General features: G+C 38.1%; 9 protein-coding genes. 7 read left to right on the top strand and 2 right to left on the bottom strand.

Annotated features, from left to right (window positions below; all coding sequences use genetic code 11):
- Window positions 1-5: 5 nt before the first annotated feature.
- The 4 genes from MHH54_RS16395 to tagH all read left to right on the top strand — a co-directional run bounded on the left by MHH54_RS16395 (window position 6) and on the right by tagH (window position 7439).
- Window positions 6-2267 carry a CDP-glycerol glycerophosphotransferase family protein gene (locus MHH54_RS16395; RefSeq protein ID WP_342500435.1) on the top strand — a complete coding sequence of 754 codons (2262 nt, stop codon included), beginning with the start codon at window positions 6-8 and terminating at the stop codon, window positions 2265-2267.
- A 181-nt stretch (window positions 2268-2448) separates the two neighbouring features.
- Window positions 2449-4815, top strand: coding sequence for a CDP-glycerol glycerophosphotransferase family protein (locus tag MHH54_RS16390; protein WP_342500434.1), 2367 nt, complete (start codon window positions 2449-2451; stop codon window positions 4813-4815).
- A gap of 172 nt (window positions 4816-4987) precedes the next feature.
- Window positions 4988-5815, top strand: coding sequence for an ABC transporter permease (locus tag MHH54_RS16385; protein ID WP_003213689.1), 828 nt, complete (start codon window positions 4988-4990; stop codon window positions 5813-5815).
- A gap of 19 nt (window positions 5816-5834) precedes the next feature.
- Complete coding sequence (gene tagH, locus MHH54_RS16380) at window positions 5835-7439, top strand: teichoic acids export ABC transporter ATP-binding subunit TagH (protein ID WP_106035666.1); 1605 nt, start codon at window positions 5835-5837, stop codon at window positions 7437-7439.
- 224 nt (window positions 7440-7663) lie between these two features.
- Here the strand turns inward: tagH and galU are convergent, their stop codons facing one another.
- Window positions 7664-8545 carry a UTP--glucose-1-phosphate uridylyltransferase GalU gene (gene galU, locus MHH54_RS16375; protein WP_095117895.1) on the bottom strand — a complete coding sequence of 294 codons (882 nt, stop codon included), beginning with the start codon at window positions 8543-8545 and terminating at the stop codon, window positions 7664-7666.
- 269 nt (window positions 8546-8814) lie between these two features.
- Here galU and wecB point away from each other — a divergent pair, with 269 nt between their 5' ends.
- Complete coding sequence (wecB, locus tag MHH54_RS16370; protein ID WP_050944364.1) at window positions 8815-9954, top strand: UDP-N-acetylglucosamine 2-epimerase (non-hydrolyzing); 1140 nt, start codon at window positions 8815-8817, stop codon at window positions 9952-9954.
- Between the two features lie 81 nt (window positions 9955-10035).
- Here the strand turns inward: wecB and MHH54_RS16365 are convergent, their stop codons facing one another.
- Entirely contained in the window at window positions 10036-10956 is a 921-nt protein-coding gene (locus MHH54_RS16365; RefSeq protein ID WP_342500433.1) for a LytR family transcriptional regulator, read from the bottom strand.
- A 182-nt stretch (window positions 10957-11138) separates the two neighbouring features.
- Between MHH54_RS16365 and MHH54_RS16360 the strand changes: the two genes are divergently transcribed.
- Together MHH54_RS16360 and MHH54_RS16355 are read left to right on the top strand one after the other, a co-directional pair.
- Complete coding sequence (locus tag MHH54_RS16360) at window positions 11139-11462, top strand: hypothetical protein (RefSeq protein ID WP_035701604.1); 324 nt, start codon at window positions 11139-11141, stop codon at window positions 11460-11462.
- A gap of 24 nt (window positions 11463-11486) precedes the next feature.
- Window positions 11487-13595 (top strand): SpoIID/LytB domain-containing protein, encoded by a 2109-nt coding sequence (locus MHH54_RS16355; RefSeq protein ID WP_106030083.1) that lies wholly within the window; start codon window positions 11487-11489, stop codon window positions 13593-13595.
- Window positions 13596-13609 lie beyond the last annotated feature (14 nt).

Below are 13609 nucleotides of genomic sequence, written 5' to 3'. Positions count from 1 at the left end.
GATTAATGATTGAAGAGGGAATTCATAAGAAGAGTGTCGTTGAAGGGTTAAAAAATCATCATGAGAAACTAGAAATGCTTATTCGCATCGACGATGACATGCCATTAACAGATAGAGAATTTTATTTGTTTATGAGGGAAAGGGTATCAAAACAAGAGCTTTTCCTTCCGCTTGTTCATCAAGAAGACAATCTATTCAAATTGGTATTGAGTGAATCATCGCTTCCGCTTGCATTAGAGCAGGGTCAGACATACAACCTGTATGTGACGGACTATCTGAGTGCAAACAAAGAAGAGGATGAGGACGAGCTTGAGGACTCAGCCTATGATTCTGATTCAGAAGAAGAGGAAGAAGAACTAAAAGAAACGGATCATGCCGAAGTAGAAGAGAAGACGCCATACTATAAACGCCGTTTAAAAATGGAAATAGAGAAGCCAGAGCTGACTTATTTAGAAAATAAAGACGCGATGCTGTATGTCATCCCGTATCGTACGGATAAAGGAAATGCATCGTTTAAAATCAAGCGTGAGCTAAAGGTTGTGAAATTCAATCATATCGAGCTCAACAAAGAATGTACGTTATCTTTATCTGGTTATGCAGGCGTTCTCAGTGCAGAGCATCCTTATGAAATCAAGGAAGTAAAGCTTCTAGTGAAGAGAAATGGCGAAGAGCCAATTGAGCATCGTTTTCCGGTAAATATGACTCCAATAAAAGAGGGAGTGGTCAAATACCGTGATGATCAACAGGTACCTCAGCTTTATCAATTTCTAGCAGAAGTTCCTTTAGAGGAATTGACCTATTCGTTAAACAAACGTTTTGTATATCGCTTCTATTTTGAATTTATTTGCGATGTAGGTGGAGTAGAGGAGACTTTAACGACCACTTCTCTAGTCCTTGGAGATCGCTCAAACAAACTCAAAGGGCTTGTTCAAATTCATAAAAGAAATGATGTACCGATTCGATATGAGGTGTATCGAAAGAAAAAAAGACAAACGCTTGGTATTCGAATTAATGATTATACAATGAAAACACGTGCGAAGTACTATGTCAAAAGCAAGTGGAAGAAGTTCAAAAAGCAAATCGGTAAAATCAAAAAAGTCCGTAACCGTCTTGTAACAAGGACCTTTAAAACGACCTTTCAGCTGGCGAGCAAGCTGTCTGTGAAAAAGAAAACCGTTATGTTTGAAAGCTTTAATGGAAAACAATTCAGTTGTAACCCGCGTGGGATCTATGAGTATATGAAAGAAAATCATCCTGAATATACGTTGATCTGGAGCGTGAAAAAAGGGCACGAAGCACCGTTTAAGGAAAAGGATATTTACTATATCAATCGTCTGTCATTGAAATGGATTTTTGCGATGGCAAGAGCTGAGTATTGGGTCGTCAACAGCCGTTTGCCGCTGTGGATTCCAAAACCAGAGCATACAACATACTTGCAGACATGGCACGGTACGCCGTTAAAACGACTGGCGATGGATATGGACGAGGTGCATATGCCTGGAACAAACACGAAAAAATACAAAAAGAATTTCACGAAGGAAGCGTCGAATTGGGATTACCTCATTTCTCCAAATGCTTACTCGACTGAAATCTTTACACGTGCCTTCCAATTTCAAAAGACCATGATTGAGTCAGGATATCCGAGAAATGACTTCCTTCACAATCAAAACAATGAAGAAACGATGAGAGCACTCAAACAAAAAATGAACCTGCCGCTTGATAAAAAATTAATCTTATATGCTCCGACATGGAGAGACGATCAATTTTATAAAAAAGGACAGTACAAATTTGATTTAGACCTTGATTTGCATGAGCTGAGAGCCGCTATCGGGGATGAATATATTATCATTCTGCGTATGCACTATCTAGTCGCTGAAAACTTTGATTTAGGACCATATGAAGGCTTTGCCTATGATTTCTCTCATTACGAAGATATTAGGGATCTTTATATGATTTCTGATCTGCTCATCACTGACTACTCATCTGTATTCTTTGATTATGCAAACCTTAAACGTCCGATGCTATTCTATGTGCCAGACATCGAAACATATCGTGACAAGCTGAGAGGCTTCTACTTCGACTTTGAACAGGAAGCACCTGGACCTCTTGTGAAAGAAACAGCCAGCGTCATTGACTGGGTAAGAGAAACAGAACAGCCAACCTTTACTTTGCCAGCTTCATTCGCACCGTTTTATGAAAAATTCTGCTATTTAGAGAGTGGGGAGTCTTCGAAGCGTGTGGTGGAAGTGGTGTTTTCTGAAAAATAGTTTAAAAAGTACCGTTCTTCACCTTTGAACGGTACTTTTTTGTGTTTTTTATTCCAATGTACACATATTTAAAAGTTATGGTAAAAATAAAAAAACATAGAATTTTAACAGTAAACATGCTAAATTTAGATAAGATTATCCGGTAATGTAAATTTGCTGAAAATAATATAGAGGTGCTTCAATGTACAAACTTTATCATAATTTTTTAGAAATTCTTAATTTAGATGAACACAAGTTAGTTATATATATTGATAACATAGAGAAGTTGTGCACTTTTGAATTTAAAGAGCTAAATGTAAATGAGTCAAAGTGGATTTGTGAAATTGATGTAAAGGATCAGATGATTTTTGAATCCACAATAGACAATTCTAATGAAATGATCTATCTCTATGCAAAGGAGCATAACCTGTATATTGTCAAAGAATGCTCAGACATGATCCAGCCGGATCAAATACTTCCTATTGAAATTAACAATCAATTTGCTGATATTTATGTCAAGCAATTAGGGTTAGATCGCTACGGCTTATACAGCGGCGAAAAGGAATTGTTATTATTTTCAGGGCTGCTGAATGTAGATGAAATCAATTGCAATTATAAAATAGATTTGCCCATCGAAGAGGCAGATAGACGATTTGAGGATATCTCCTTTATTCAATACAGTGCTTTCCACTTTGTGATTACCTATGACTGTCAGAATAAAGAACTAAATGTAAGGAAAATTTTGTTTGATGTGATGCAGGAACATAAAGATATTGAAGTGATTGTGAATAATCGTAATCAAATCAAAATTTTAAATAAAGTGACGGATCAAAAGAAAATCGTCAACTTTAGACTCGTTCCTAGATATCAGCCGCTAAAAGTTTTTGGTAAAGATACCTTGGAGCAGTTCAAAGATGACAATATTCTCAATATCTTGGTGATTAATAAGCAAAGATATTACATCTATGTCAGAACGAATGGCGTTTACTTAGTGAGAGGAAACCCATATCTCGTTACTAAACATACATCGAGATTACGCATCTTTAGTTTGTTTAATAGTTTTTATGTTTTTGGAAGATTGACGCATTATGCGTATAATTCAGACCAAAAATATGAATATCTTTACATTAGAAACTCTGAACATCAGCTGGCAAAATTTATAAGACCATTTAGAAAAATTAAATTCTTGAAAAGATATGGTTTCTTTAAAATTTCGTTAAATGATCTTGATTTAGACAGCAGAATCCACAATAACTTGTTCGTAGGAAATGATCACCGAATTATCCATAGTTTAAGGTTGAAAAAGAGGGATAAGAAGGTCAAAACATATATCACGAAAAAGAATGGGGACAAGCTGCAAGTCCTAAGAACCAATCTATTTGGAAATGTGACATCAACCATTATTCCTTATTCACAGGAATATTCTTTATTTAGTAAAGTGAAAATAAAAATAGCGAGTATCCTATCATCATTCTATAAAGACAAAAAGTATCGTGTGAATTTGTTTTTTGAGAAAAAGAGTGATAAAGCAGATGAATCAGCTATTAGAGTGTATGACTATGTACAGGAAAATTGTCAAACAGACTCAAAAAATTACTTTATTCTTAATAAGAAATCAAACGCATATCCAGCATTGAAAGCGAAATATGGAAAGGGTATCATACCGAAATACAGTCTCAGACATTATTTAAGTATATTTAATGCCAGTTATTTTATATCAAGTGAATTATCTAACCATGTTCTGAATGATAGGTTGTATATTGACCATCTCAGAGAGAGAATCATGAGTGTCCCACTCGTCTTTTTACAGCATGGCATTATGTTTGCTAAACCGGTTGATAATCCAATGGCCTTTGGATTCCATAAAGACAAGAATCAATACAATATTTATAAATCAGTCATCAGCTCTGAATTAGAGGCCGGTGAATTTTATAAAATGAACTATGATCGTGAGGATTTGATTTTGACAGGTCTGGCAACCTTTGATCATGCCAAATTAGTAGACGGTGCAGATAAGATCGCCTTTATGCCAACTTACCGATATTGGGAAGAGGGACTTATTTATACAAATAGAATTGAAGAAACATCTTACTATAGAGTTCTAATCAAAATCATCAAAAGCTTTGAAGAAGCAGGTCTTCTTGATCGTCTGTTAATTGTACCGCATAACAAATTTTCACAGTACGTTTATCAAAATCTGCCTCAGTATAAACATATTATTTCTGATAACCCATCGGAAGCGCTAAAAGTGTCAAAAGTGTTTATTACTGATTATTCATCTGCTATTTATGATGCACAATATAGAGGTGCCTACCCTATTTTTTATTGGGAAGAAAAAGATTACTTGATTAGACAGTATAAGGCGATTCCTCCTGTAAACGATGAAAATGCACCAGGACCGATAGCATATAATACACAAGAGCTGATTCGAATCGTGAAACATGCGATCGATTGTCAGTATGTTGTGGAAGATGCATATAAAGAAAAATACCTGAAAATCAACAGCTTTAACGATAATCAGAATACGAAAAGAATTACGGATTTCTTAAAAGAACACCAAATTATCTAATATGTGAGGACCCCCTGAATCAACGATTGAAAGGATTCAGGGGGTTTTTGTCTTCTAGTTTGACGTGCATGACTTTTGTTATAAGATGAAATGTGCATCGTTATCTGTTACAATTATGAGCGGTGCTTTTTAAAAAAGTAATCCCAAAAACTTATATCTAAGGAAGATTAGAATGAACGCAATGTTGACGATATTAAAGGAGCAAATCAGCTCATTTCCGCTGATTATGCGACTTGCTGTTTATGAAACAAAATCAAAATATCAGATGAATTATTTAGGTGTTTTATGGCAGTTTTTAAATCCATTGATTCAAATGCTGGCTTACTGGTTTGTTTTTGGTCTGGGAATTCGTGGAGGACAGCCAATTGTCATTGGAGGGATGGAAGTTCCGTTTATCATTTGGATGCTTGCTGGATTAATCCCTTGGTTCTTCATTAGTCCGACGATACTTGATGGATCAAACAGTGTGTTTAAACGTATTAATATGGTATCGAAAATGAATTTCCCGATTAGTGCGCTGCCGTCTGTAGTGATTATGTCCAACTTGTTCAGCTACTTTGTCATGATGGGTGTCTATCTGATTGTGCTGATTTCCTATGGCATATATCCTGATGCGCATTGGCTACAATATATATACTATCTTATTTGTATGATCGCGTTTATGTTTTCGTTTAGTTTGTTTAATTCCACGATTAGCGTACTCGTGAGAGACTATCAATTTCTTTTACAATCAGTGACACGTTTACTTTTCTTTTTGCTGCCGATTTTTTGGAATATCTCAGAGAAGCTCACTGGAGACAAAGCATGGATCGGGGATATACTAAAATTGAATCCTCTTTTCTACATTATTGATGGTTTTAGAAATAGCTTGTTAAAGGGAGAATGGTTCTTCCATGATGTGAAATATACGCTTTATTTTTGGCTGATCACGCTACTTCTTTTAACAGTCGGTTCATTGCTTCATATGAAATTTAGGGATAAATTTGTCGATTTTCTTTAAAAAGTAAGGAGATTATACGATGAAACTAAAGGTTTCGTTTCGAAACGTATCCAAGCAATACGTCCTATATAAAAAGCAGTCAGATAAGATTAAAGGGCTGTTTTTTCCTAATAAAAATGAAAAAGGTTTCTTTGCTGTTCGTGATGTGTCCTTTGATGTATATGAAGGCGAGACGATTGGTTTTGTAGGGATCAACGGATCTGGAAAATCAACGATGTCGAATCTTCTTGCGAAAATCATTCCACCGACAAGTGGTGAAGTTGATATGGACGGTCAGCCTTCGTTAATTGCCATTGCGGCAGGGCTAAACAACCAATTAAGCGGGAAAGACAACATTCGCCTCAAGTGCTTGATGATGGGGCTGACGAATAAAGAGATAGACGAACTATATGAAAAAATCGTAGAGTTTGCGGATATTGGTGACTTTATTGATCAGCCTGTGAAAAGCTATTCAAGCGGAATGAAGTCACGTCTTGGCTTCGCCATTTCAGCGCATATCGATCCAGATATCTTGATTATTGATGAAGCGTTGTCTGTTGGTGACCAAACCTTCTATCAAAAATGCGTGGATCGAATCACAGAATTTAAAGAACAAGGGAAGACGATCTTTTTTGTCAGTCATTCCATTAGCCAAATTCAAAAAATCTGTGACCGAGTGGCTTGGATGCATTATGGTGAGCTTCGTATGTTTGATGAGACGAAGAAGGTCGTGAAAGAGTATAAGGAGTTTGTTGAATGGTTTAACAAGCTTTCTAAAAAAGAAAAAAAAGAATATCAATTGAAACACAAAGAAGGTCGCAAAGGTGTACAAAAAAAGACAGAGAAGGTGTCTCGATATGATGAGAACGGAAAACGACGTTCCTTTTTTGGACCAGCCTTTCAAGTGACGATAATAGCTGTTTTAACGATTTTACTTGCCTTATCGATGTTTTCGGATCGTCCACTTCGTACACTGGCGACGTTTGGCGCCATCCCAGCAGATAAGACAGAATCGCCTCAATCAAAGAACCCGCTAACAAAAGGGGCGCTTGATATGAAAAAGGTGGATCGACAGACGCTGGTCACGGCAGATCCACTCACGGTGTACAAAGATCAAGCTATGAAAAAGAAGGCAGGTGTCACTTTGCCATTCGGGCAAGAGATACAAGCTGTCGCTGAAAATAAACAAACCGTTCAAATCAAAACAGCATCAGAGACGTATTTTGTCAAACCTGAAGGGCTTCAACTTGCAGAGGAATTAAAGTCTTTATCCATTGGACCTGGACAGTTCAACTCGTATGTATCGCCCGCATCTGCTGGCTCGTATGAGTATTTACTTTCTTTCCTTGGAAAAGAGGAATCTGTGCTTAAGCAAAAAATGCAAACGCTGAGCTCGATCAAAAGTGATCAAGGCGGTACGATTGAGCGATTGACCACAGAGAAAACTGACTATGTCATTCAAAATGGTCAAGCAAATGCTATTGTCTTTCATGAGGTGATGCCGATCTCTCCTTCGACACTTGGACTGACAGAACAGAAGGTTTGGATGAATGAGAAACAAACGAAATTCGCAGTAAAGGGCGAAAGCAATCTGTTTGTCATTGATAATGAACAGCATACACTGACGATTTCAGTGATGAAATAAAAAGCTGCCGATTAAGGCAGCTTTCAGCGTGTAGACAAACCCTCGCATTCGTTGTCAGGTCTGCGCGCTGGTGCTCACGAATATTCAATTCGCTCCGCGCCAGTGCTCGCCCTTCCTAGACTTCAAAGGTTTTCTATCACGCTGAAAAGAAGACAAAGTGCTAAAATAAAAATCATTTTAGCACTTTGTCAACAATCTAAAGCTGCCGATTCCGGCAGCTTTTTTTAATTCGCTTCTTCTTTTTCGAGAAGCTGTTTCATAAATGGAATGAGTTTCTTTTTTAGATCCTCATCTTGAAGGGCAAACTCGAGAGTCGTCTCGATGAATCCTTGCTTCTCACCAACATCGTATCGTTTTCCTTCAAAATCATAGGCGAATACACGCTGGATATCATTCAGCTTTTGGATGGCATCTGTCAGTTGAATTTCCCCGCCTGCACCAATTTCTTGCTGATCAAGGTACATAAAAATCTCTGGTGTGAAAATGTATCGTCCTAAGATGGCTAGATTGGATGGTGCTGTACCTTGCGGCGGCTTTTCTACAAAGTTTTTCACTTGGTAGCGGCGTCCTTCTTGTGTAAGAGGGTCGATGATCCCGTAGCGATGCGTATCGCTGTCTGCTACCTGCTGAACACCGATCACAGATGAAAGGGTCTTTTCGTATTCATCCATCAGCTGGCGAAGCCCAGGTGTTTGAGCTTGAACAATATCATCGCCTAATAAAACGGCGAATGGCTCATCACCGATAAAATTGCGTGCGCACCAAACAGCGTGTCCAAGTCCTTTAGGTTCCTTTTGACGTATGTAATGAATGTCAGCAATGTTAGAGGATTTTCTCACCTTCTCTAGAAGCTCGCTCTTCCCTTTTTCCTCTAGGTTGCGCTCTAGCTCTGGTGCAAAATCAAAATGATCCTCAATGGCTCTTTTTCCTTTTCCAGTGACGATAATAATGTCTTCAATTCCTGATTCAACAGCTTCTTCAATAATATATTGAATGGTTGGTTTATCAACGATTGGCAGCATTTCTTTAGGCATAGCTTTTGTTGCAGGGAGGAAACGTGTCCCAAGACCTGCAGCTGGTATAATGGCTTTACGTACTTTTTTCAATGAACTTTGCACCTTCCTTACATAGATAACCGATTTAATCACTCAATGTTTGTTCTTGGTCGTCTGTTTAAAGTGTAACTTACAAATCATAGGAAAGACAAATGATTTCACTAAAATGAATTTTAGATAATTCATATTTTATATGTTAAATGTAAAGGAAAGAGAAATTTAACGTTAATTCAATGTAAATTTCTTTTTTTATACCATTAAATTTATCCTCCAAATTGTGTATAATTGAAAGTACTATACTAGGAAAGAGGATTAAACAAGTGAAAAAACTAAATGTAATGACTATTTTCGGTACTAGACCTGAAGCGATCAAAATGGCACCACTTGTCCTTGAATTAAATAAACATCCACTGATAAATTCGATTGTCACTGTGACAGCCCAGCACAGAGAAATGCTTGATCAAGTTCTTGAGGCTTTTTCAATTACGCCAGATCATGATTTAAACATCATGAAGCAGCGCCAGACATTATCTGAAATCACATCAAATGCACTGTTAAAGCTAGACCAATTATTCCAAGAAGAAAAACCTGATATTGTCCTTGTCCATGGGGATACTACAACAACCTTTGCAGGAAGCTTGGCAGCATTTTATCACCAAATTTCAGTTGGGCACGTCGAAGCAGGATTGAGAACACACAATAAGTATTCGCCGTTCCCAGAGGAATTGAACCGTCAAATGACAGGCACTATTGCCGATATTCATTTCTCTCCTACAGAGGAAGCGAAGCAGAATCTTTTAATTGAAAATAAAAAAGAAGAGACCATTTGTGTGACAGGGAATACAGCGATTGATGCCCTGCAAACTACAGTTACTGAGCATTATCAGCACCCTATTTTAGAGAAAATAGGCACGGATAAAATGATTTTGTTAACGGCCCACCGCAGAGAGAATCTCGGCCAGCCGATGAAAAATATGTTTAGAGCCATTAGACGTGTTGTAGAAGAGTTTGAAGATGTTCAGGTCGTTTATCCTGTTCATTTAAACCCTGCCGTACGTGATGCAGCTCAGACAGAATTTAGCGGTCTCGATCGTGTACACTTAATTGAACCGCTTGAAGTCGTTGATTTCCATAACTTTGCTGCCGCTTCGCACTTTATCTTAACGGATTCTGGCGGTGTACAAGAGGAGGCGCCTTCTCTAGGGAAGCCAGTTTTAGTGCTCCGTGATACAACAGAACGTCCAGAAGGCGTGAAAGCCGGCACACTTAAGCTTGCAGGTACGGATGAAGAGACCATTTACAAAATGGCTAAAGAGCTGCTAGTAGATCAGAAGGAGTATGACAGCATGTCGAAGGCGTCTAACCCTTATGGTGACGGACAAGCATCGAGACGAATTGTCGAGGAGCTCCTCCATCGATTTGGATTAAGTGAAGAAAAACCTGCCCCATTTAAATCATAAAAAAAGAAGACAAAGAGCTAAAATAAAAACCATTTTAGCCCTTTGTCAACAATCTGAAGACTACAGTCATGTAGTCTTTTTTTACTGCTCCAAACTGTCCTTCAATTCCTTCTTCACTTTAGCCAAACTGCTATCATCAAGCTGATAATAATAGATATTATTGATGCGTGCTCCCGTTCCTTTCAGCTCGTGCTGCTTCACACGCTGTCTTGCGTCACGGTAGTCATTCATCATCGTCCACATATCATCAAATGACATGTTGGTCTTCATATTGTTTTCCACGACTTTGAACATATCGCCGAACTTCGTAATAGATGAAATGTTTGCCCCTTTAGCAATGATGCCTTCAATGACTTGACGCTGCCTTTGCTGACGTCCGAAGTCACCCTTTGGATCTTGTTTTCTCATTCTTGTGTAGGCAAGGGCTTGATCGCCATTTAGATTAATTTCTCCTGTACCAAATGAATGACCATCATAGCTGAAAGCAAATGTGCTGTTCACTGTAATACCGCCAACTGTATCGACAATATCCTTAAAGCTTTCCATATTGACTTTTACGAAGTAATCAACAGGTACATCAAGCAATTCCTCTACAGTATCAGCTGCCATTTGTGTGCCGCCGAATGCATAGGAGTGGTTAATTTTATCCATTGTGCCTTTTCCGACAATTTTCGTATACGTATCACGCGGGATACTCACCATCTCAGTCGTTTTGGTTTTTGGGTTAACGGTCATGTATATTAATGTATCCGCACGGCCTCGGTCATTTTTTCTTTCGTCAACACCCATGACTAAAATAGAAATCGGGTCTTTCTTATTTAAATCGACATCTTTGTCACGCTTATCTGACTTCTTTAAATTCTCCTGAATGCCTGCCACGGTTGATGCTGCTGTATTCCAAAGATGATATGCATATCCGCCAGTTGCTAATACGAATAAGCCAATAATCGATAAAATAATCCAAAGAACCTTTTTTTTCTTTCGTTTTCTTTCAGCTCTCATAATGTCCCTCACCTTTTCTATGATTCTTCCATGATTATAGGTTTACGAATCTTGATAAACAAGTTATTTTTTTACTCTGAACCTAGATATAGACGTTGTAACAAAAAAAAGGTTTCAAAAAACCTTAAATTTACCTTAAAATATTAAGTTATAAGACGATACAAAGACATGAGGTGAAAAAAATGAAGAAAATCGTCGTTTTACCGTTCTTAATACTACTACTTGGTATCGTGCTCACAGCATGTGGAACGGCTGAGCAGTCCTCTGGAGAAAACAAGACAAGCAGTTCAACTCCTCAGGTGCTGGAAGAAAAAGCTGAATTTATTGGAATGGCTGATGCACATACAGTCGAAGTGAAAAAAGTGAATACGACCTTAAGCTATGAATTTACGGATAATTTTAAAGATGTGTTAAATGAATTCAAACCAGGAGACAAAGTAGAAATCTCTTACTTTATCAATGACAGTGGTCAAAAGGAAATTCAAAAGATTGAAAAACAGAAGTAAAAAAGATGGGCGGGATGAACAAAATTGAAGAAAACAGGCGTTACACTTATTGTTCTCATGACAATGACTCTACTAATCGCACCCTTTCAGTCTGCCATGGCTAGCTCGACAATTTCAGTGAAATTGTCTAATTATATCGGAAATAAAAAAACGATGGATCTATCCACAGCTGGAGAATACAAGCTGTCAGGATCGAATGTGGCTGTCACGAAAAGATATGATGGCAAAAATCGATACGAAGTTGCCAATAGCATCGCGTCTGCCGGCTGGAAGAATCCATCAACAGTTGTCATTGTGAGCCGTGATGCATTTGATCATGCCATTTCTGTATCACCGTTAGCTTACAAACTAGGCGCACCCATTTTGTATACAAACATTGAAAAACTAACAAAAACAACTGAAAACCAGCTGAAGAAAATGAAGCCGGATAACATCCTGATCGTTGGTAACACGAAAAGCATTTCAACAGCTGCTGAGAAATCTATTAAAAAGTATGGGAAAGTCAGACGCATTAGTGGAAAAGACAAGTTTGAAATCTCCCAAAAAATTGCTAAAGAAATGGGTAACTATAAGCAAGCTGTCGTTGTCGGTGGAAACTCATTTATGAATGGGATTGCGATTGCATCCTATGCATCGAGAAAGGGATACCCAATCCTGTTAACAAAAAAAGATTCCATTCCGTCTTACAAGCTGCCAAGCAAAGTCATCATCATCGGCAGTACGAAAAGTACGGGACAAAAAGTAGAGAATCAAATTAAAAAAACGTCACAGGTAACAAGAATCAGTGGTGCCAATCGCTATGAACTCTCTGTGAATATAATGAAGAAATTAAATATCAATGCAGATAAAGTTTATTTGGCAAAAGCCTCTAGCTATATTTATGCTATGCCGCTGTCTCAATTGGCTGCAAAGTCTAATAGTACTGTTGTGTATGTGAAACCGGATTCTGTCACAGCGTCACTAAAAAAACTGCTGAAAGAAAAGGGTACATATGCTTATCACCTTGCTGGTAGCACAAGTGCGATTAAAGATAGCTTGAAGAACTCATTAGCCAAACAAGTCTATCTGAAAAAAAATCAAAACTACCAATTGAATATTTCTAACGGAAAAATTTCATTAAAAGGCATAAAGACGTATAACAATGTAAGAGTTGTTCCTGAGAAATATTCAACGAAAAATATCCTTCAAATTGCAGGGAAGCCTTACCTAGGCAGCGTCAACTTTGCAATTGAATCAGGTTATATCAGGCCGACTCTCGAAAATATTCCATTTGAAGACTATCTAAAAGGCGTGGTACCAAATGAAATGCCTGCAAGCTGGCATGTTGAAGCGCTAAAAGCACAGGCAGTGGCCGCTAGAACGTATTCGGTGAAAAGTATTGGAAAAGTCGTACCTGATACAACTGCCTTCCAAGTATATGGAGGATATAACTGGTACACAAATTCGACAAAAGCTGTCGATGCCACAAAAGGGAAAGTACTGAAATACAACAATCAGCTCATTTCAGCCACCTATTATTCTAGTAATGGCGGATATACAGAGGCAAGTGAAGAAGTGTGGGCAAATGCACTGCCGTACTTAGTGGCCAAAAAGGATACAAAAGATCCGATCAATGCATGGACATTAAAACTCTCTAAAAAACAGCTAGGCACAACATTGACTGCTAGTACAGCAGCATCTCAGTGGTCTAAGGCAAAAGAGACAAATGCAGCGGATCTTGCTGGTCTCAAATCATGGCTGCTCAAAAACAAAGAAACAGCTGCATCTGATATGAAGATTGCATCCATCTCAAGCCTGACGTTCTCAGGAAAAACAAAAGGACAACGTGCGAAGACGGTATCAATCAAGCTGACATATCATCTGAAAAATAAAACAGGCACGTATGCAGTAAACAAAAGTACAACGGCAAGTATGAAGATGACCGAGTTTAGATCCATCATGGGCGCAACAAAGGTGAAGAGCACATTTGCGTCAGTCAAAAACAATACAAATGACTTTACGATTTCAGGAAAAGGATATGGTCACGGCATTGGCATGAGCCAATACGGTGCCAAAGCTAGAGCAGAATCTGGAAACTCATATTCTTCCATACTTTCGTTCTACTATCCAGGTACAAAACTAACAAACTATTAAAGGGTTAAAGGAGG

Source organism: Bacillus sp. FSL K6-4563, from assembly GCF_038630405.1.
GTDB classification, from domain to species: domain Bacteria; phylum Bacillota; class Bacilli; order Bacillales; family Bacillaceae; genus Bacillus; species Bacillus pumilus.
Note: the sequence above shows the minus strand (reverse complement) of the source record. Positions and strands in the feature narration are given on the sequence as shown.